This is a genomic window from Cobetia sp. (genome assembly GCF_983723665.1).
The window spans coordinates 1-19,865 of sequence record NZ_CFDJES010000053.1; the positions used below are offsets into that span (position 1 = coordinate 1).

General features: G+C 63.8%; 15 protein-coding genes. 6 read left to right on the forward strand and 9 right to left on the reverse strand.

Annotated elements, in window-relative coordinates:
• On the reverse strand, positions 1-2,037 hold a 2,037-nt coding region (locus tag AC4FAH_RS07310; protein WP_490245824.1), incomplete at its 3' end, for an ATP-binding protein.
• A gap of 221 nt (positions 2,038-2,258) precedes the next feature.
• Between AC4FAH_RS07310 and cysM the strand changes: the two genes are divergently transcribed.
• From cysM to ppc, 5 genes are all read left to right on the forward strand, one after another.
• On the forward strand, positions 2,259-3,245 hold the full coding sequence (cysM, locus tag AC4FAH_RS07315; RefSeq protein WP_153635282.1) for a cysteine synthase CysM: 987 nt from the start codon (positions 2,259-2,261) through the stop codon (positions 3,243-3,245).
• A complete protein-coding gene (locus AC4FAH_RS07320; protein WP_216059792.1) occupies positions 3,245-4,648 on the forward strand; it encodes an RsmD family RNA methyltransferase in 1,404 nt (467 codons plus the stop codon). The genes cysM and AC4FAH_RS07320 overlap by 1 nt, the downstream gene beginning before the upstream one ends.
• A gap of 56 nt (positions 4,649-4,704) precedes the next feature.
• Positions 4,705-6,969, forward strand: a complete 2,265-nt coding sequence (gene relA, locus AC4FAH_RS07325) for a GTP diphosphokinase (RefSeq protein ID WP_043331860.1) — start codon at positions 4,705-4,707, stop codon at positions 6,967-6,969.
• A complete protein-coding gene (gene mazG, locus AC4FAH_RS07330) occupies positions 6,966-7,940 on the forward strand; it encodes a nucleoside triphosphate pyrophosphohydrolase (protein WP_490245825.1) in 975 nt (324 codons plus the stop codon). The genes relA and mazG overlap by 4 nt, the downstream gene beginning before the upstream one ends.
• 332 nt (positions 7,941-8,272) lie before the next feature.
• Positions 8,273-10,921, forward strand: a complete 2,649-nt coding sequence (gene ppc / locus AC4FAH_RS07335) for a phosphoenolpyruvate carboxylase (RefSeq protein ID WP_043331859.1) — start codon at positions 8,273-8,275, stop codon at positions 10,919-10,921.
• A 255-nt stretch (positions 10,922-11,176) separates the two neighbouring features.
• Here ppc and AC4FAH_RS07340 read toward each other — a convergent pair whose 3' ends face one another.
• The 8 genes from AC4FAH_RS07340 to AC4FAH_RS07375 all read right to left on the reverse strand — a co-directional run bounded on the left by AC4FAH_RS07340 (position 11,177) and on the right by AC4FAH_RS07375 (position 18,826).
• The gene (locus AC4FAH_RS07340; RefSeq protein WP_153635285.1) at positions 11,177-12,223 is read right to left on the reverse strand and encodes an asparaginase; all 1,047 of its coding nucleotides are present in this window, start codon (positions 12,221-12,223) and stop codon (positions 11,177-11,179) included.
• Positions 12,224-12,325: 102 nt separating this feature from the next.
• Positions 12,326-12,985: a pyroglutamyl-peptidase I gene (gene pcp / locus AC4FAH_RS07345; protein WP_490245826.1), complete on the reverse strand. Its 660-nt coding sequence runs from the start codon at positions 12,983-12,985 to the stop codon at positions 12,326-12,328.
• 76 nt (positions 12,986-13,061) lie between these two features.
• Positions 13,062-13,973 carry a DUF979 domain-containing protein gene (locus AC4FAH_RS07350; RefSeq protein ID WP_153635287.1) on the reverse strand — a complete coding sequence of 304 codons (912 nt, stop codon included), beginning with the start codon at positions 13,971-13,973 and terminating at the stop codon, positions 13,062-13,064.
• The gene (locus AC4FAH_RS07355) at positions 13,970-14,743 is read right to left on the reverse strand and encodes a DUF969 domain-containing protein (RefSeq protein ID WP_064503231.1); all 774 of its coding nucleotides are present in this window, start codon (positions 14,741-14,743) and stop codon (positions 13,970-13,972) included. The genes AC4FAH_RS07350 and AC4FAH_RS07355 overlap by 4 nt, the downstream gene beginning before the upstream one ends.
• A gap of 367 nt (positions 14,744-15,110) precedes the next feature.
• Positions 15,111-16,301: an MFS transporter gene (locus AC4FAH_RS07360; protein ID WP_054554976.1), complete on the reverse strand. Its 1,191-nt coding sequence runs from the start codon at positions 16,299-16,301 to the stop codon at positions 15,111-15,113.
• A 204-nt stretch (positions 16,302-16,505) separates the two neighbouring features.
• Positions 16,506-17,120 (reverse strand): hypothetical protein, encoded by a 615-nt coding sequence (locus tag AC4FAH_RS07365; RefSeq protein WP_225347719.1) that lies wholly within the window; start codon positions 17,118-17,120, stop codon positions 16,506-16,508.
• 250 nt (positions 17,121-17,370) lie between these two features.
• Positions 17,371-17,985 carry a CBS domain-containing protein gene (locus AC4FAH_RS07370; protein WP_153635291.1) on the reverse strand — a complete coding sequence of 205 codons (615 nt, stop codon included), beginning with the start codon at positions 17,983-17,985 and terminating at the stop codon, positions 17,371-17,373.
• Positions 17,986-18,325: 340 nt separating this feature from the next.
• Positions 18,326-18,826 (reverse strand): hypothetical protein, encoded by a 501-nt coding sequence (locus tag AC4FAH_RS07375; RefSeq protein WP_153635292.1) that lies wholly within the window; start codon positions 18,824-18,826, stop codon positions 18,326-18,328.
• Positions 18,827-19,533: 707 nt separating this feature from the next.
• Between AC4FAH_RS07375 and AC4FAH_RS07380 the strand changes: the two genes are divergently transcribed.
• On the forward strand, positions 19,534-19,865 hold a 332-nt coding region (locus AC4FAH_RS07380), incomplete at its 3' end, for a hypothetical protein (protein ID WP_490245827.1).

Consider the following 19,865-nt stretch of genomic DNA (forward strand, 5'->3'; position numbering starts at 1 on the left):
CTGGGCGGTGAGCTCAGGCCGCGGGCCGGCCGGTGGCGTCTTGACAGGCGTGGCGCTCGCATCAGACGTGGCGGTGGGCTTGGCGGCTGGTGCCGTGCTTGCGTCCTGCTCGCGTGTGGCCGGCTCGAACGAGGTGAAGGAGGCGCTGCGCGGCGCCTGAGTCGGGTCGCGGTGAGGTGAATGCAGCAGATTGGCCAGCTTGTGGCGCATCTGCAGGCGTGTGACCGGCTTGCTGACCACCTCGTCGATGCCGTACTGCTGCAGGTTCTCGGCGTCGGCGGGCAGGGGCGCGTTCAGCAGGCCCAGCACGCGACACGGCAGGTGCTTGAGGCGCGCGCCCCATTCATCCAGCCGTTTGAGGTCGCGGCTCTCCAGCGCGACCACCACCAGGTCCGGCTGCTCTTCGATGCCGACCAGCGTCAGTGACCAGCGGGTCAGCAGGTAACTCAGGGCGCGACGGGTGGCCGAGTGCGGCTCGATCAGGCAGATGCGTTGATGATCGAACACGACTTCGCGCGGGCGCTCCTCGATGCTGCTGACCGCCACCGGCACGCTGAACAGGAAGGTGGAGCCGTGGCCGGGCAGGCTGTCGACCTGGATCTCGCCGCCCATCTGCTCGACCAGTCGCTTGGAGATCATCAGCCCAAGGCCGGTGCCGCCGAACTGGCGTGCCCGTGACGGGTCTCCCTGCGAGAAGGCCTGGAACAGGCGATTGCGCTGGGCGCTGTCCATGCCGATGCCGGTGTCTGCCACCGCGATCTTGAGGCGGGTGTTGCTGCCGGAGAGGTCATCCACCATCACGCGCACGATGACTTCGCCGCGCTCGGTGAACTTGACGGCATTGGCGACCAGATTCGTCACCACCTGCTTGATGCGCAGCGGGTCGCCCTCGAAGCGCTGCGGCACGTCGTCATAGACAAGCCCGAGCAGATGCAGATGCTTGCGATGGGCCTCCGGGGCATGCATGGCGAGCACTTCCTCGATCAGCGGCTCGATGTCCATCTGCACCTTCTCGAGTTCGAGCTTGCCGGCTTCGATCTTGGAGAAGTCGAGAATGTCATTGATCAATGACATCAGGCTCGAGGAGGCATTCTGCATGTGGCCCAGCCAGTCGCGCTGGCGGTTGTCCAGATCACTGCGCCCCAGCAGGTTGCTGAAGCCGATGATGCCGTTGAGCGGGGTGCGGATCTCATGGCTCATGTTGGCCAGGAATTCCGACTTGATGCGGTTGGCTTCCAGCGCCTTGCGGCGCGCCATGTCGAGCTCGATGTTCTTGATCTCGACGGTTTCCATCGACTCGTGCAGGTCCTGGGTGGTCTGTTCGATCTGGTCCTGCATGTCCTCGCGGGCGCGCTTGAGCTGCTCGACGCTGCGGTTGTAGTTCTCGGCCAGCTCGCTGAGATCGTCATTGCCTGCCACCGGCAGCTGGCGGTGTGTCTCGCCGCGCGCCAGACAGGTGAGGGCCTCGCCCAGCTCATGCAGCGGCTGCAGCATGCGGCGCGAGCCATGGAAGGCCAGCAGCAGCAGCGCCAGCCCGAAGACCAGATTGGCCAGCCCGTAGCCGACCAGCAGCTGGTAGCGATGCAGCACCAGACGGGTGTCGGAGGCCTCAAGTACCAGCCACGACATCTGCTCGCCGCGCTGCGTCTCGCGCCACGGGTCGATGACCGGCATCACCATCACCAGCGAGTCCGGGTCCGATGGGTAGGCCTGGCTCTCGACCAGCGTGCTGGTTTCCGGGCGCTGGCTGGGGCCGAGATGCAACAGGGCGCCGCCGTTGGCGGTGCGCAGCGTCAGGGCGCGCACGTCGCGCTGGTCGATCAGCATCTGGGCCTGCTCGTGCAGGCGCTGGTCGTCAGCGGCGAGGGCGGCGTTGGCCATGCCCGGCATGATGGCCTGCATGCTGGCCTGCAGGCGCTCCATCATGGCCAGGCGCTCACCGCTGATCTCGCGGTCCACCGCATACAGGCTGAACATCAGGCTGGTGGCGAGGGGCAGCAGCAAGAGGGCAAGCTGGAATCGGGTACGAAGCAGCATGGCAATCCATCGTCAAAGGGCGAACGAGCATCAGCGGCAAGCATACCTCGCGCTCTTGAGCGAAGCGATGGCGAGCGCCCTGACAGGGCTGGGCGGGAGCGATATACTGCGCGCATCATCTACACCCCGACGCGGCCCCCCGTTCGTCCTTGGTCGCGATGCCAGCGCCTGACCGCTGTCATTCGGCTGTCCGGGCGCGGCGTCTCTGGAGTCTGCCTCTCATGTCTCATCTCAGCGAAACCCCCGGTGACGCCAACCCTGGCGCGTCCGATTATCCCAGCCTTGCAGATGTCGTCGGCAACACGCCGCTGGTGCGCCTGACGCGCATCACCGCAGGCCGCAACAATGTGCTGCTGGCCAAGCTGGAGGGTCACAACCCCGCCGGTTCGGTCAAGGATCGTCCGGCGCTTTCCATGTTCCAGGAGGCGGAAGCGCGCGGCGAGATCTCTCCCGGCGATACCCTGATCGAAGCGACCTCCGGCAATACCGGTATCGCGCTGGCCATGACGGCGGCCATCAAGGGCTACCGCATGGTGCTGGTGATGCCGGCCAGTGCCTCCAGCGAGCGCAAGCAGGCGATGGGCGCCTACGGGGCCACGCTGATCGAAGCCGATGGCATGGAGCACGCACGGGACCTGGCCGAGGGGATGATCGCGCGTGGCGAGGGCAAGGCGCTGGATCAGTTCGCCAACCAGGACAATCCGCTGTCGCATTACCGCACCACCGGGCCGGAACTCTGGCAGCAGACCCACGGACGCATCACGCACTTCGTGTCCTCGATGGGCACCACCGGCACCATCATGGGCACCTCGCGCTATCTGAAGGAGCAGAATCCGGCCATCGAGATCGTCGGCCTGCAGCCTGCCGAAGGTGCCAGCATCGCGGGTATCCGCCGCTGGCCTGCCGAATATCTGCCGCGGATCTTCGATGCCTCACGCATCGACCGCACGCTGGATATCGGTCAGCACGAAGCCGAAGTCTGCATGCGTCGCCTGGCGCGCGAAGAAGGCATTCTGGCCGGTGTCTCCTCCGGTGGTGCGCTGGCGGGTGCGCTCAAGCTCGCCGAGCAGGTCGAGAATGCGGTCATCGTGTTCATCGTCTGTGACCGGGGAGACCGCTATCTCTCGACAGGCCTCTATACCCAGGACGACGACATGACTCAGCAGGACACGCCCCACAATGAAGCCGTCGCAGGGGAGCGTTCCTGATGGCGCTGCTCGGACAGAAGCGACCGGCGCGCAAGCCGACCCGTCGCGAGAAGGAAGTGGCCAGTCGAGGCACCCGCAATGCCAGCGACGCCGACAGCCAGTGGCTGACGGTCGACCGCCTGGCCCATGACGGGCGCGGCATCGCCCATGACGAGAGCGGCAAGACCCAGTTCATCGATCAGGCCCTGCCCGGCGAGCGCGTGACGCTGGCCATCCACCGCACCCACAAGCGCTTCAATGAGGCGCATGTGCGTGCACGTGACAACGCGGCTGACAGTCGCGTGACGCCGCCCTGTGCCTATTTCGGCAGCTGTGGCGGCTGTGATCTGCAGCATATGGCGCTGGATGCACAACGCACTCATAAGGTGCAGGTGCTGGGCGAACATGCGACACGCAATGGCGTGACGCTGCCCGAGATTCAGCCGCTGGGCGAAGATGAAAGCCGTTATCGCCGTCGCGCGCGTATCGGCGTACGCGTGACCGATGCCGGTGAGTTGCAGTTCGGCTTCCGGGGACGCGGCAGCAACCAGCTGGTCGATATCACCACCTGCAGCGTGCTGGTGCCGGAGCTGGACCGCCTGCTCGCGCCGCTGCGTGAGCTGATCGAAAGCCTCGAGGCGCCCAAGCGTCTGGGCCATCTGGAGCTGACCGCTGCCGAAGGGCAGGTCATCGTGGTGGTGCGCCAGCTCAAGGCGGTGCCGCGTGATGCGCAGCGCTGGCAGGCCTTCGCCGAGCAGCACGGCCTGGTGGTCGGCTGGCGGGTCGGACGTGATCCGGTGGTGCTGGAGTGGCTGTCGGGCACGCCGAACGCCGCGTATTCGCTGAATATCGGCGCAACGACGCTGCGTCTTGCCTTCTCGCCGGGCGACTTCGTGCAGGTCAATGCGGCGCTCAATCAGCGCCTGATCGACACCGCCTTCGAATGGCTGGGCGACGTCAGTGGCCTCAAGGTGATGGACCTCTACGCCGGTGTCGGCAACCTGACCCTGGCGGCTGCCGCGGCCGGCGCCAGTGAGGTGACGGGCATCGAGGGCAGTCAGGGCATGGTCGATCAGCTGAGGGTCAATGCCGAAGCCAACGGACTGGCGCAGGTGAGTGCACGTCGAGCGGACCTGAGCAAGGCCCTGCCGTCACTCGAGGGTATCGACCTTCTGGTACTAGACCCGCCGCGTGATGGCGCTCAGCCTCTCTGCGAGGAGCTGGCACGTGATCTGCATGCTGGGAGGGTCAGCCGAGTGCCGCAGCGTGTGCTGTACATCGCCTGTGACCCGACCACGTTGATGCGTGATGCACGGCTGTTGCAGGACGCCGGTTATCGCGTCACGCGTGCCCTGATGGCGGACATGTTCGTTCACACGGCACATCTGGAGTCGATGTTGCTGCTGGAGCGGGCGGAAGACTGAGGCGGTGCCCTCGGGCACTGTCATCAAGATGGCAAGATATTCAAGGACATAGGGTCATGGTCAAGGTGCGCGAAGATCAGCCGCTGACCGATAGCGGTGGTGTGGACATCCCGGTGTGGGTCGCGCGACTGCGCGAGGAAGTCCCGTCGGTGAATGCCGAGGTCATGGTGCAGGCCTGTGAAGTGGCGCTCAAGGTGGCGCGCGAGGCGGACGCCCGCGGTGACAAGCCGTGGCGCGAGCCGCTGCGCAGTTTCCGTTTCAGTCTCGAGATGGCCGACATCCTGTCGGAACTCAAGCTCGATCAGCCGGCGCTGGTCGCGGCCGTGCTCTATCGCGCGGTACGTGAAGGGCATCTGGGGCTTGAGGCCATCGAGAAGCATTTCGGCAAGGAAGTGGCCCGCCTGATCGATGGCGTGCTCAACATGGCCGCCATCAGTCAGCTGCAGGCGCCGAGCCATGGCATGGCGCAGCATGACCAGCAGGACAATCTGCGCAAGATGCTGGTGTCGATGATCGATGACGTGCGCATCGCGCTGATCAAGATCGCCGAACGTACCGTCGCCCTGCGTCACGTCAAGGATGCCCCGCGCGAGAAGCGCATGCGCGTGGCCAGCGAAGTCTTCGATATCTACGGGCCGCTGGCGCACCGCCTGGGCATCGGTCAGCTCAAGTGGGAGCTGGAGGACCTGTCCTTCCGCTACCGCGAGGAAGATGAATACAAGACCATCGCCAAGCAGCTGTCCGAGAAGCGCCTGGAGCGTGAGCACTACATCGCCGACCTGCTGGTCGAGATGCGCACTCTGATGAGCGAGCAGGGCATCAAGCACTTCGATGTCGCGGGCCGTGCCAAGCACATCTACTCCATCTGGCGGAAGATGAAGATCAAGCGCATCGCCTTCTCCCAGGTGTATGACGTGCGCGCGGTACGGATTCTGGTCGGCACCGTCAGCGATTGCTACACGGCGCTGGGGATCGTCCACTCGCGCTGGCACCACGTGCCGCATGAGTTTGACGACTACATCGCCAACCCCAAGAAGAATGGCTACCAGTCACTGCACACTGCGGTGGTGGGGCCGAGCAACAAGGTCATCGAGATCCAGATCCGTACCTTCGACATGCACGAGGAGGCGGAGCTGGGCGTGTGTGCCCACTGGCGTTACAAGGGCCACGATGTCGGCCACAAGAGCCGCAGCTACGAGGACAAGATCGCCTGGTTGCGTCAGGTGCTCGAATGGCAGGACGAAGTCGGCGAGAACGGCGGCCAAGAGGCGATCCGTCAGGGGCTGAGCTCCGATGTCGCGCCGGACCGCATCTACGTCTTCACGCCGGAGGGGCATGTCATCGACCTGCCCAAGATCGCCACGCCGATCGACTTCGCCTACCGCGTGCACACCGAGGTCGGCCATCGCTGCCGGGGTGCCAAGGTCGACGGGCGCATCGTGCCGCTGACCTACAAGCTCAAGACCGGCCAGCAGGTCGAGATCCTGACCGCCACCAAGGGCGGCCCGAGCCGCGACTGGCTCAACCCGAATCTGGGCTATGTACGCACCTCGCGGGCCCGCGCCAAGATCCAGACCTGGTTCAAGCTGCAGGCACGCGACCAGAACGTCGATGAGGGCAAGGCGCTGCTCGAGAAGGAATTCTCGCGGCTGGCGCTGGAGAATCTCGACCGTGACAAGCTGGCCAACGCCGTCAATTACCCGACGCGTGATGACATGTACGCCGCCATCGGCGCGGGCGATCTGCGCGTCGGCCAGGTGCTGCATCAGGCCCAGCAGCTGTTCGGCGACACCGATGATCAGGAGCAGCTCGAGCGTCTGCTGCGCCAGCGCAAGCCGCAGGGCAAGGAAAAGCCCGACGCCGTCATGGTGCTGGGGGTCGGCAATCTGAAGACCACCATGGCCAACTGCTGTCACCCGGTGCCGGGCGATCAGATCGCCGGTTTCATCACCCAGGGGCGCGGCGTGACCGTGCACCGTCAGGACTGCCCGAACCTGATCCAGCTGCGCTCGGACGAGCCGCGTCGCATCGTCGATGTCGACTGGGGTCAGCGCTCGCGCAATCAGTATCCGGTCGATATCGAGATCCAGGCCTGGGACCGCTCCGGTCTGCTGCGCGATGTCACCAATGTGCTGAGCGGCGACAAGGTCAATGTGCTGTCGGTGAACACGCGCACCGATCAGCTCGACAACATCGCCACGCTCAAGATCACGCTGGAAGTCGAGAATCTCGATGTGCTGGGGCGCGTGTTCGCCCGCATCCAGCAGCTGCCCAACATCATCGACGTCAAGCGCCTGCGGGTCGGGGGCGACAAGGCATGAGGCTGGAGTCTGGTGAAAGTCGGGAACCTGGCGAAGAGACGGCCACGCCAGTCGATACGCGCTACACCCTCGATGACCTGCTGACCCTGATGGCCGTGCTGCGTGACCCGCAGTACGGCTGCCCGTGGGACAGCCGCCAGGATTACGCGAGCCTGGTGCCGCACACCCTGGAGGAGGCCTATGAGGTCGCCGATGTCATCGAGCGCGCCGCAGCCGATGCCAGCGTGCTCGAGGAGCTGCCGGCGGAACTGGGTGACCTGCTGTTTCAGGGCGTCTTCTACGCCCAGATCGCCAGTGAGCAGCAACGCTTCGATTTCCACGACGTGATCCATGTGCTGACCGAGAAGATGCTGCACCGCCATCCGCATGTCTTCCCGGATGGCACCCTCGCATCGCGCCGGGAGGGCATCGCCACTCATGAGGTCGACGAAGGCTCGCTCAACGCCCAGTGGGAGTCGCTCAAGCAGCAGGAGTTCGCTGACGCGCCTGCCAGCCAGACTGCCGGCGACAGCGTGCTGGATGGCGTGCCAATTGGCCTGCCGGCGCTGACGCGGGCGGCCAAGCTCTCGAAGAAGGCCGCGCGTTCGGGCTTTGACTGGCCTGACACGAGTGGCGTGCTGGCCAAGATTCGTGAGGAGCTCGGCGAAGTCGAGGAAGCTCTGGCCGAGGGTGATACGGCCCATGCGCGCGAGGAGGTCGGGGATCTGCTGTTCGCGGTGGTCAATCTCGCGCGCACCCTCAAGGCGGACCCGGAGCAGATGCTGCGCGCCACCAATGCGCGCTTCGAATCACGCTTCCGCCATGTGGAAGCCGCGATCGCAGGGCAAGGGCGCACGCTGGATGAGGCGTCGCTTGCCGAGATGGATGCGCATTGGGATGAGGCCAAGCGCCGGGAGCGTGTGGCTGAGCAGGCGCGACAGGGCGAGGGTGCGGCGTCAGCAGCGCGTCCGGTGACGCCGCTGGTTCGGTGATAGGGCGTCGTCGCAGGGTATTGGGAAAAGGGCATTTGGAAAAATGTAGTAAGTTTACGCGATAGTCGGATTGTGGAGCCGAGGCCCGCGGTCGTATGCTGAGGGGAAGCGATCAGGACGCGAGTCTTGTCCTGCTTTCCGGTCTGCTGCGCCGCGGGTCTTTCCGTTTCGCGCCAGTGTCTTCACCAGCGACAGACCGGTGTCTTCCCTCAGCCGGTTGTCATCAGGTGTCTTTGCGCAATGAGGGAATCTGTTGTCAGCTATCTGACTGTGTGCCCCTGGTGACAGGGGAAGATGACCGCGGCAGCACCGTCACTCCCAAGGAGGGTTTCATGAGTCACGACTTGCATGAATCGTTGCGCGATAACGTGCGTATTCTCGGTGACAACCTCGGCCAGACCATCGCGGCCGACCTCGGCGATGACTTCGTCGCACGCATCGAGCGCATCCGCGCCCTGGCCAAACAGGGCCAGCAGGGCGATCAGGCCGCCCGTCATGAGCTGATCGACTATCTGCGTGATCTGCCGGATGGTGATCTGCTGCCGGTCACTCGGGCGTTCAACCAGTTTCTGAATCTTTCCAACATCGCCGAGCAGCACTACCGTGGCCGCTTCAAGCGCGTCGAGGATTATCGTCCCGGCAGCCAGCCGGACCTCGGCGAGCTGATCACGCGCATTCGCGAGCGTGGCTTCAGCGCGCAGAAGATCGTCGAGGAGCTCTCGGCGATGCGTGTCGAGCTGGTGCTGACGGCGCACCCGACGGAAGTCATCCGCCGCACCCTGATCCAGAAATACGATGCCATCGAGGGCTGCCTGACCCAGATGGAAGGCGCCTGTGATCGCCCGGAACAGGCGACCCTCGCGCGTGCACGCCTGACCGAGCTGATCAGTCAGGCCTGGCACACCGACGAGATCCGCCACGAGCGTCCGACGCCGGTGGATGAGGCCAAGTGGGGCTTTGCCACCATCGAGAACTCGCTGTGGCAAGCGGTGCCGGACTTCCACCGTCAGCTTGACGAGATGACGCTGGACGCCGCCGGCGAGCGCCTGCCGCTGGACGCCGCACCGATCTGCTTCGCCTCCTGGATGGGTGGTGACCGCGACGGCAACCCCAATGTCACCGCCAGCGTGACGCGGACCGTGCTGCTGCTGGGACGCTGGATGGCGGCGGACCTTTACCTTCGCGATCTCGAACAGCTCAAGTCGGAGCTGTCGATGTGGAAGTGCACGGCCGCCCTGCGTGCCGAGGCCGGTGATGTGGCTGAACCCTATCGCGAGATCCTGCGTCGCCTGATCCTGCGCATGGAAAGCACGCGTGACTGGGCCAAGGCGGGCCTGGACGGCAAGCGCCACGAAGGCGTCGATATCATCGAGACCCGCGAGCAGCTGTATACGCCGCTGCTGGCCTGCTACCGCTCGTTGTGCGATGTGGGACTGGACACCATCGCCAACGGCGCACTGCTCGACACCCTGCGTCGCGTGGCCTGCTTCGGTGTCACCCTGACCAAGCTCGATATCCGCCAGGAAAGTACGCGCCACGCACAGGTCTTCGATGAACTGAGTCAGACGCTGGGGCTGGGCAGCTATTTCGAGTGGGACGAGCAGCAGCGCTGTGACTTCCTCACCAAGGAGTTGGCTGGCCGTCGCCCGCTGATCCCGCGCCATTGGGAATGCTCCACCGACACGCGCGAGGTGCTGGATACCTTCAAGGTCATCGCGCGCGAGCATCGCGAGGCGCTGGGCACCTACATCATCTCGATGGCCGGTCAGGCCTCCGATGTGCTGGCGGTGGCACTGTTGATGAAGGAGATCGGCGGTGATGTGCGCCTGCCGATCGCGCCGTTGTTCGAGACGCTGGATGATCTGGACCGCTCAGGCCCGGTCATCGACACGCTGCTGGGCATGCCGATCTATCGCGAGCAGGCCGGTGATCGTCAGGAAGTGATGATCGGTTACTCCGACTCCGCCAAGGACGCTGGCCAGCTGGCGGCTGCCTGGGCACAGTACCGCGCTCAGGAAACGCTGGTGGAAGTCACCAAGCGCCACGGCGTCGAACTGACCCTGTTCCACGGCCGTGGTGGTACGGTCGGTCGTGGCGGCGGCCCGGCGCATGCGGCGATCCTGTCCCAGCCACCGGGCTCGGTGACCGGCTCGCTGCGCGTCACCGAGCAGGGCGAGATGATTCGCTTCAAGTTCGGTCTGCCCGACATCGCCAGTCGCTCGATGGAGATCTATGTCTGCGCGGTGCTGGAAGCCAGCATGCTGCCGCCGCCGGCGCCCAAGCAGCAATGGCGAGACGAGATGGATCGCCTGGCCGGTATCGCGCACAAGGCCTATGTCGGCGTGGTGCGTGAAGACCCGAACTTCGTGCCGTACTTCCGCTCGGTAACACCGGAAACCGCACTGGCACGTCTGCCGCTGGGCTCACGCCCCGCCAAGCGGCGTCAGGATGGTGGCGTCGAGACGCTGCGTGCGATCCCGTGGATCTTCGCCTGGACCCAGATTCGTCTGATGCTGCCCGCCTGGCTGGGCAGTGGCGAGGCCTTCGCCACGCGCATGCAGGAAGAGGGCGGCCTGGAAGTGCTGCGCGAGATGATGAACGACTGGCCGTTCTTCTCCACCTACGTCGACATGCTGGAGATGCTGCTCTCCAAGGCCGACCTCTCGACGGCGGCCTACTACGAGCAGCGTCTGGTCGATGAGCCGGCCCTGAAGGCGCTGGGGCAATCGCTGCGAGATCGTCTCGAGCGTCTGGAGAAGGTGGTGCTGGAGATCCGCGATCAACAGGCACTGCTTGAGCATATGCCGCTGATCCGTCAGGCCATCGATGTGCGCAACCCCTACATCGACCCGCTGCATGGTCTGCAGGCCGAGCTGCTGCAGCGTAACCGCGACGCTGATGGCGCCATCTCCGCCGAGCTGTCACGCGCACTGATGGTGACCATGGCCGGTATCTCGGCCGGTCTGCGCAACACCGGTTGATCCAGTTGATCCAGCTGGCCCTGTTGATTTGCGCCTTGGCGTGAAGGATTAGCCAAGGCCTATCAGCGAAACTGGAAAGCCCCCGTCAGGTACGCCTGACGGGGGCTTTCTGTTATCTATCGGTCAACGCTGAAGGCTGGTTTGCGCGCTGATCAGCGACCAGAATTCAGCGCTCAGCGGCTAGAGTTCAGAGGCTAGAGTTCAGAGGCTAGAGCTCAGCGATAAGAGTTCAGCGACACGCGGGGTCGCCAGGACTCACAGCAGGCCGCTGGCGCGCTCACCTACCAAGGGCATCAGGAAGCGTTCCCGCTGCCAGTCCTCATCCTGATCGAGCGCCACCAGATGCAGCAGTTTGGTGAAGGCCGCTTCCAGCGTCATGTCGTCGCCTGACAGCACGCCGACAGTGGCCAGGCCTGCGCCGGCCGCATAGTGGCCGATGGTGACCGGCCCGTGCGGACATTGGCTGATACCGGCCAGCAGCTTGCCTTCGCCACGCGCATCGGCCAATACCCCCAAAAGCTCGCCGTCTTCCGGCAGATTGCCGCTGCCCCACAGCTCCAGCACGGCGCCCTTGACCTCGGGGCGCATCAACTGCACACGCACGCTCTCGGCGCTGATGCCGGGGTAGAGCGGCAGGCGAATGATGCTGTCCTTGCCGAGGCGGGCATAGTCGGGCAGCTCGAAGGCGGGGCCTTGATCATCCATCAGGCGGCCGGGGTAGAGCACGACGCGGTCATCGACCCATTCGCCCAGCAGCGGCGCATTGGGCGTGGTGAAGCCGCGGTGGTCCTGGGTGTACCACTTGCGGGTGCACACGCCACGCAGCAACTGTCCGCCGAAGGCGACCACGACTTCATTGAGGGTCGGCTGGGCGGCGGCGGTGAGTGCCAGTTCGACATTGCCCAGCGCGTCACTGTGCTCGGCTTCCAGCGGCAACTGTGCGCCACTGACGATCACCGGGCGCGCGGTGCCCTTGAGCTGGAAGGCGAGGCTGGAGGCCGTCCAGGCCAGGGTGTCGGTGCCCTGCAGGACGACGAAGCCATCGAAGCTGTCGTAGGCGTCCGCGATCTGGCTGGCGATGGTGTGCCAGTCCGCCGGTGTCGCGGAGGAGGAGTCGATCAGCTGCGGAAACTCGCGCAGGGTGAAGGCGGGCAGACGGCCACGACGGCTGGGGGGCAGTTGTTCCAGTGCTGCGCGCAGACGTGCATCGAAGTCACCGGCAGGTACCAGTCCTTGTTCACTTTCCACCATGCCCAGCGTGCCGCCGGTATACAGTACCAGGATGTGCGTCTCGGGAGTCATCGTGTCCACCTGCCAGAAATGGGAAAGCCGGCATTGTAACGCATGCCGGCTTGCAGGGGAGCTGTCGGCGTCGGGCGTTCAGCCGCGACGCGATGGGGGCGCTCAGCTGATATTGCCACCGCCGATGCGCGCATCCTTCTGATGGGACATGGCGCTGATGCACATCACCCGTACGCCTTCGAGCATGCTTTCAAGACTCATGGTCGGCAGGCGGCCATCGACACTCTGCTCGGGCAGCGCCGGGATATGCACGAAGCCGGAGCGGATGGGGCTATCCGCCAGATGACGCTGCACCCCATAGAACAGGTGGTTGCAGACGAAGGTGCCTGCCGTGTAGGAGACGCTGGCGGGAAGGCCTGCCGCCTGGAGGTCGTTGACCATCGCCTTGATCGGCAAGGTGGTGAAACAGCCATCCGGGCCGTCGGCCTCGATGGGCTCATCCACCGGCTGGTGGCCGCCGTTGTCCTTGATGCGATAGTCATCCAGGTTGATGGCGACACGCTCCGGCGTGATGGCGCTGCGACCGCTGGCCTGGCCGAGCATGATCACGGTGTCAGGGGCGTGCTGGCCGATGGCCTCGATGACGCTGTCAATCGCGGCGTAGCGTGTCACCGGCACCCGGCAGGTGATGATCTCGAAGCGCTCATCGGGCTGGTCGTGCATGGCCAGTGTCTGACCGTCCAGTTGTTCGATGATCTTGAGGGCGGGATTGACGCTATCCGTGCCGAAGGGCTCGAAGCCGCAGAGTAGCAGACGACGCATGATGAAATTCCTTGGCTGGCATCGATCACCGCGGGTCACGGCTGGCGGTGATCGATGCGCGGGTAAGAGTGGGAGATCAGAAGGCCAGCAGCAGCATCAGGCTGATATTGGCGGCCAGCATGACCAGCGCAGGCAGTATCTGTGCGCGAATGATGTGGTAGCGGTCATCCAGTTCCAGCAGGGCGGCCGGCACGATGTTGAAGTTGGCGGCCATCGGCGTCATCAGAGTGCCGCAGTAGCCGGACAGCATGCCCAGCACGCCGACGATGGCCGGGTTGCCGCCATGCAGCGCGATGACCAGCGGATAGCCGATGCCGGAGGTGATGACCGCAAAGGCCGCGAAGCCGTTGCCCATCAGCATGGTGAACACGGCCATGCCGACGCAGTAGGCAATCACGCAGGCGATCAGGCTGGTATCCGGCACCACGCTCGAGACCAGCCCGGCGATGGTCTGGCCGACGCCGGCCTGATCGAACAGCAGGCCAAGGGCGGCCAGGAATTGCGGCAGGATGGCGGCCCAGCCGATGGCATCGGCCAGACGGCGACCTTCCTGCATGCCGGTCGCCGGGCTCTCGCGCAGCAGCAGCAGCGCCACGGCAAAGGCCAGTACCGTCGCGACGCCAAGGCCGACCAGCGCACTCTGACCTGTCGTGAGGGTGTAAAGGAAGGTGCCGACCGGAATCACCAGCGCGGGGATGAACAGGCGCGACCCCAAGCGCTTGCGGCGCGCCTGACGCGCCTCATCGCTCAACTGGCCGTAGTTGCCGAACCCGAGCTGGCCGGTGGCGGCCAGCAGCGCCAGCGCCAGCATGGCAAGTCCGACCGCGACATCGGGCAGCCATTGTCCAAATGCCAGGCTGATGCCGAAGATCATCCAGAAGGCACTGGTGCCGAGTCTGCGCGGATGATCACGATCGGTGAGCGTCAGGACGGCAAAGGCCATGATGGCGAAGCCGGTAATCAGGTAGAGAGCGTCGATACTGTTCATGAGTGGCTCTCCGTCGCAGAAGTGGTGAAGGTGTCCTTGCCTGGTGTCGCGTTGGTCTGGCCGGAGGGCTGGGGGTATTCCTCGCGCAGCAGCTGTTGTTCACGGCGAATGCGCGCGTCCAGCCGGCGGCAGAGCACGAAGACCACCACCAGTGACACCAGCGCGGTGGGAATGGCATACAGCGCCATGTCGGCCAGGCTGACGCTGGCGCCACTCTTGTCGAGCACGCTCTTGATCAGCAACAACCCGCCGGAAGCCACGAAGATCAGCTGGCTGAAGAAGTTGCCGAAGTTCTCGCTGACGGCATTCAGAACGCGGATGCGTTGGCTCAGGGCCTTGAAGCGTGGCGAGCTCAGCGCCTCTTCGGGGAGATCACGTTCGGCGGCGCCGACTGACATCGGGGCGACCAGCGGTCGGATCATCGCCGGGTGACCACCGAGCTGCAGGCCGAAGGCATTGGTCGCCTTGCGCAGCACCAGGTAGCTGAAGGAGATGCGCCCGGCGCTGGCGGCCCGCAGTTTCTGGACCAGATGTTCGGCCTGATCACGCAGTCCATTGCGTTCGAGCAGCCCGATCACCGGCAGGGTGATGATGAACAGCGAGACGGCGCGGTTGTCGGTAAAGGCCTGACCGAGCGCGGCGAGAATTTCAGTGGGTGACATGCCGGCCACCAGGCCGGAGGAGAAACCTGCCACCAGCACCACCAGCAGCGCATTGAGGCGCAGTGCCAGGCCGATGACGATGATGGCTACGCCGATCAATGACAGCATGAGGTGTCTCCCGAGCCGGGGGACGACAATCGAATCCTTTCGAAGGACATGAGCATGTGCCTCTGGGTGTGAGATTGTTGTTATGAGGGTCTCGTTGCGAAGCAGGTCGAACATTGCCTGGCTGGTTGATCATTGCCGAGCAGTTCGAACACTGCCGAGGCGTTCGAACATGGCAGGGCGCAATGTTCGTTGCTTTACAACGAGAACTCAGAGGGTAGAGCGACACCAGAGGAATCCAAATGAGACATTCGGAATATATAAATTTCAACGACAAGTAGTATCGATAAAATCTATCATCCAGACATGACTGACAGATAATATTGATGCCTTGGTGGGGCCTTGCCTCACCTAATGGGGGGAGAAGATGTCAGCCGTCGACCACTTCGGTGCTGCCATCCTCGCGCAGGCAGATACGGCGACGCCTGCCGACCTGGAAGCCAAGCATGGCGGCGCTCAGCAGGATCAGCGCGAACAGCGACGCGATCACGCGCAGGTCGGCCGTGATTTCCAGCAGAATACCGACGGCGAGTGGCCCGAGGGCGGCCAGCATGTAGCCGGTGCCTTGTGCCATGCCGGAGAGGGCGCCCGCCAGACGTGCATCGGAGGTGCGCAGCACCAGCAGCGTCAATGCCATCGAGAAGCTGCCCCCCTGGCCGAAACCGAGCAGCACGGCGAACAGCCAGCGCAGTGACAGCGGCCCGATCATCAGTCCCAGCAGGCCGATGGCGGTACAGGACAACAGCAGCAGGATGGCGGGGCGCTGGTCGCGCCCCATGCGGCCGATCACGGGGGCCAACAGGGCGGTGAGCACCTGTGCCATCACCGAGGCGGCCATCAGCCAGCCGGATTCGATATCGCTCAGGCCGCGTTGCTGGAGCAGGAAAGGCAGCCAGCCAAAGACGATATAGGCCAGGGAAGACTGGCAGCCCATGAAGAAGGTGACCTGACGGGCCAGCGGCAGGTGCCACAGACGGGGGGTGGCCTGCTGTTGGCTGGTCATCTTCTCTGGCCACGGGTGGGGCATGCTCAGGCGCCAGGCGGGAAGCGCGATCACTACAAGCAGCGCCCAGCAGGCCAATGAGGCTTGCCAGCTGTCGAGAAGATTGGCCAGTGGCACGCTGAGTCCCGCGGCCAGCGCCGCACCAAGACACAGCGCCATGGTGTAAACGCCGGTGAACAGGTCGGCTCGCTCAGGATGCTCACGCTTGACGATGGCGGGCAGCAGGGTGCCGGCGACGCCGATGCTGCCACCACATAACAGGGTGCCGAGATACAGCAGCAGCGCCATGTCACTGGCCCGCAACCACAGGGCGATGCCGAGAGTGACCAGGGCAAGGCTGAGGGTGCGCTCTACCCCCAGGCGGCGGGCCAGGCGCGGTGCCAGAGGGGCGAACAGCCCCAGGCAGACGACGGGCAGTGTGGTGAGAAGGCCTGCTGCCAGCGTGCTCAGGCCCAGGTCCTGGGTGATGCGATCCAGCAGGGGCGCCAGGGATGACAGCGCCGGACGCAGGTTCAGGGCGACCAGAATCAGGATGAGCAGGAAAAGGGATGCTGGCATTCGGCGCATGAGGAAACCTGAACGAGAGGACAGGTCTGTGAGAATACCGGCATATGCTCAAGCTGTCTTGCCGCGAACCGTTCTTCCTCCAACCGGACCCTGGACAGCAGAACGCTCGGCAGTTGCCGAGCGTTCTGTCTCTATGCGCCTTTCTCGATGGGCCTTTCTCAATTCATCTGTCTCAATGCGCCGCTCCTGTGCCCCTCAGTACTTGGGCTCAAGCTCCAGCTCGCGTGTCGGGCTGTCGATCCTGCGTGCTGCCGCGCGTTGACGCGTCGTGGCGCCGTCGGCATGCACATCGTGGCCGCGGGGAGCGACATTGCGCCATGCGGGCGTCTTCTGCAGGCGCTCGGCATTGGCGCGTGCCGTATTGGAGACTGGCTGGCGACTCGCCTTGGCGCGAATCAGGGTCATGTCCTCAGTGCTCAGCAGCATGCCCTGGGGCGTGCGCTCCAGCACGAGGTGGCCGCGGAAGTGCCAGCAGCGCATGGGGGTATGCGCGACACGATAGCGATGGCCAGCCACCTCCAGCGAGATGGCTTCCTTCGGCTGGCAGCCAAGGGGATGCAGAGTCACTTCCTCCAGCAGCACCAGACGATTGAAGTCGTCAGGCTGAAGCACCTGATTGCCATCATGCATGCGCACCGGAAAGGCATGGTTGTCACGCTGCAGCTCACGCCGCTTGTGACTGACGCTGCCGCTGCCTTCCACGATGCCGGCACCACACACATGCACGAGCTCGCCATCAATCTGTTTGATGACGAGCACCTCGACGTGGCGCTGCTTGAAAAGATGATCACGCAGTGAGCGTAATGGCATGGCTGAAATCCTCATCTACACCATCCGTTGGCTGAGTATATCCGTCAGAGCCCGAGTCATCTCTCTGACCGACAGGCGCTTCCATGCTGCCTGCCAAGTGATATCTCGCACTGATAGCCACATCATACGCCGTTCGTGAGCATTTTTCCCGAATCAAGCACCAGTCTGGGGATAAATCATCTTGTCAGGACGCGGCTTCATGACGCCTCTGTCAGCCAGATGACTGAGGACACTGCCTACCCTTGTCGGGTCACTCGTACTTGCCCAGCACGGCCCGGCAGATATCAGCGAAATTGCGTGCTTCCGGCGGGTGCTCCAGATCGAGCCCCAACGCCTTGCCGACGCGGGAGGCGGCGACCAGACCGCGCACGCAGGGCTTGCCATCGTCGCCCTGCTCGGTCACCAGCAGGTGGGATTCGCCGCTCTGACGCAGTGTCTCGACCAGGTCCCCGACGCGGGCGCGCTTGAGCACGGCGAGAGGAATGCCCTGCAGCTCCGCGCGGGGGATCTGCACCATGTCGGTAGTGACTTCATCGCGCTGAACATTGAAGCGGGTCATGGCGCGCATCACGACTCGGCCACCCTGCAGCTCACGCGAGGTCACCACACCGGTGAAGGTGCCATCATGATCGTGGACCAGCAGCAGGCGCACCCCCGCCTGTTTCATGGTCGCCAATGCCTGACCGATGGAGGCGCTGCCCTGAATGCTGCGACCGGCGGTGACGGCAAAGTCCGTCACCAGCTCACTGGCCGGGCTATCCATGGTGATGTCGCCGATCGGCTGCAAAGGCAGACGAGCGGAGGTGACATGAGAGAGCGTTTCGACGTCGAGGGTATGGTAAGCCGACGGTGCAATGGCATTCATGGACTGACTCCTGTAATCAGATGACGAGCATGTTCTGCGTACTATGAGTCAGGCGAGGGCCAGGAGTTTCCTGCACGATGGGTAACCTCAGGTTGCTACTGTCGCAACAGTGACAGGATTTTCGGTCTGTCGGGTCAATATTCTTCGCTATCTGTGCGAGATGGGAAATGGATAGATTCCATTTAGGAAACAAAGGCCCCGGCAGGCCGGTACTGGCATGAGCCAGCAGTTTTCTTGCCCCTGACAGCAATGATGCCCACTGCACGAGGCGAGTGGGCATCATTGAGCCGATTCAGGGAGTCATCCCTTCATCAGGGGCTGGCGTTCACGCCTGGGCGCGTCACACCCACTCCTTGAGGTCGCCGCGTACGGCATCCAGGAAGGTGATGAAGTCCGTCTGGTCATCGGCGTCGCAACGGTCCACCTTGCAGGCCAGCTTCATCTTGGTGCCGGCGACGATTTCGTCATACACCTCGAGCGTGAGTTTCTCGACGCTGGCATCGGCGGGTTCCTGCTCACCCTCGAGCAGGCTGAACGTTGTCATCAGCGTGCCGCGAAGACGCGTGGTGCCGCCTTCCGCGACCACACGACGCACCTTGAGCCAGCCTTCGCGCACCATGATCTCACCCTGCGCATCGCGTTGCTTGTAGATGGTGCGATAGCATGCATTCTCGGAGACGCCCTTGGCGGCCATGCTTTCATAGGCCTTGATCATGCGCGTCGCCATGGTGCCAGCTTCGGCGATCTTGCGGCGGGCAGCACGATGTTCACGTTCCAGGCGGTCTTGCTTGGAGAAACGCTGCCACAGGTGGAAGTCGCGTGTCAGAGTGGTCGCGTCCATTACAGTCTCTCTTCTCTAAAGCGGCGGGGAAAAGTGGGTGACGGCTACTGCCATGTCCAGGCGCTGATGGTGTCACGAAGGCGGGCGATTGTCTGCCCGGTTCTTGCCTCAGACGTCGAGGAGGGCCCGAGTGCCAGGTGGTCTAGGTCATGCAGGCTGGCGATGAGATGTCAGCATTACCATGCTCAAGAGTACCATTGACTGGTCACGGACTTTTTCCAGCCCGGTCATCATCACGACTGAATCTAGGGCTTAAATCTTCTCTGAACTACTCTGCAAGTCACCCACAAGGCCCACTTTGTGAGAATCTTCGACTGCTGATCCTCGAGATTGCTGATGCTTCACGCTCAGGCTCCTGCTACGTGAGCCACGCCGCTGTGATGGGATTGCCAGTCTCGCAGGGGAGGGCGCCTGGTACACGTGAGTCACATGCTTGACTGCGCTGCATGCCTTGAAGGATGCGCACTGGTAAGGGCTGTCACGTTTCATACAGCAGCGTGAGATAGAATAGGCAGGTAAAATCATCAGGTAGCGCGCAGCGGAGGCACACGGGAAGTGCCGTAAATGAGGAAGGAATCATGGCGAAAGCAGATCGCCGTCGCAAAGCGGGAAGTCGGCAGGGTGTCTTGCGCACGGTAAACATGAAGTGGCGGTGGCCAGCTCCAGCGGGGCTGGCTGAGCGGCACCTCGTGCTTTATCAGTTGTTCATGTGGATCTATATCAGTGCGCTCGGCTGCCAGCTGGGCTACTTCGCTCTGCTGGGCCTGCAGCCTTATCCGCAGCCGGTGGTGATCAATGTCATCGGCGTCCTGATCAACGTCCTGGCCATCATGTTCCACCGCAAGGGGTACATGAATTCCGCGTTGCTGTTGCTGGTGGTGCCGATGTCGGCCAAGGCGGCATGGTGGGAATATCAGTTCGGCGCCGAGGGTGGCTTCGAGTATTTCCATATCGTCGCCATCTTCTTCATCTGTATCGCGTCCCTGTCACGCATTCAACGGCTATTGTTCAGTGGTGTCCTGCTGCTGTTCTATATCGG

Excerpts from the sequence above, each read along its gene's own strand:
- mazG (WP_490245825.1), top strand. The coding sequence starts at position 6,966 with ATGAGGCTGGAGTCTGGTGAAAGTCGGGAACCTGGCGAAGAGACGGCC.
- relA (WP_043331860.1), top strand. The coding sequence starts at position 4,705 with ATGGTCAAGGTGCGCGAAGATCAGCCGCTGACCGATAGCGGTGGTGTG.
- AC4FAH_RS07355 (WP_064503231.1), bottom strand. The coding sequence starts at position 14,743 with ATGCTGTCATTGATCGGCGTAGCCATCATCGTCATCGGCCTGGCACTG.
- cysM (WP_153635282.1), top strand. The coding sequence starts at position 2,259 with ATGTCTCATCTCAGCGAAACCCCCGGTGACGCCAACCCTGGCGCGTCC.
- AC4FAH_RS07375 (WP_153635292.1), bottom strand. The coding sequence starts at position 18,826 with ATGGACGCGACCACTCTGACACGCGACTTCCACCTGTGGCAGCGTTTC.
- AC4FAH_RS07365 (WP_225347719.1), bottom strand. The coding sequence starts at position 17,120 with ATGCCATTACGCTCACTGCGTGATCATCTTTTCAAGCAGCGCCACGTC.
- pcp (WP_490245826.1), bottom strand. The coding sequence starts at position 12,985 with ATGCGTCGTCTGCTACTCTGCGGCTTCGAGCCCTTCGGCACGGATAGC.
- AC4FAH_RS07320 (WP_216059792.1), top strand. The coding sequence starts at position 3,245 with ATGGCGCTGCTCGGACAGAAGCGACCGGCGCGCAAGCCGACCCGTCGC.
- AC4FAH_RS07360 (WP_054554976.1), bottom strand. The coding sequence starts at position 16,301 with ATGCCAGCATCCCTTTTCCTGCTCATCCTGATTCTGGTCGCCCTGAAC.
- AC4FAH_RS07350 (WP_153635287.1), bottom strand. The coding sequence starts at position 13,973 with ATGAACAGTATCGACGCTCTCTACCTGATTACCGGCTTCGCCATCATG.
- AC4FAH_RS07370 (WP_153635291.1), bottom strand. The coding sequence starts at position 17,985 with ATGAATGCCATTGCACCGTCGGCTTACCATACCCTCGACGTCGAAACG.
- AC4FAH_RS07340 (WP_153635285.1), bottom strand. The coding sequence starts at position 12,223 with ATGACTCCCGAGACGCACATCCTGGTACTGTATACCGGCGGCACGCTG.
- ppc (WP_043331859.1), top strand. The coding sequence starts at position 8,273 with ATGAGTCACGACTTGCATGAATCGTTGCGCGATAACGTGCGTATTCTC.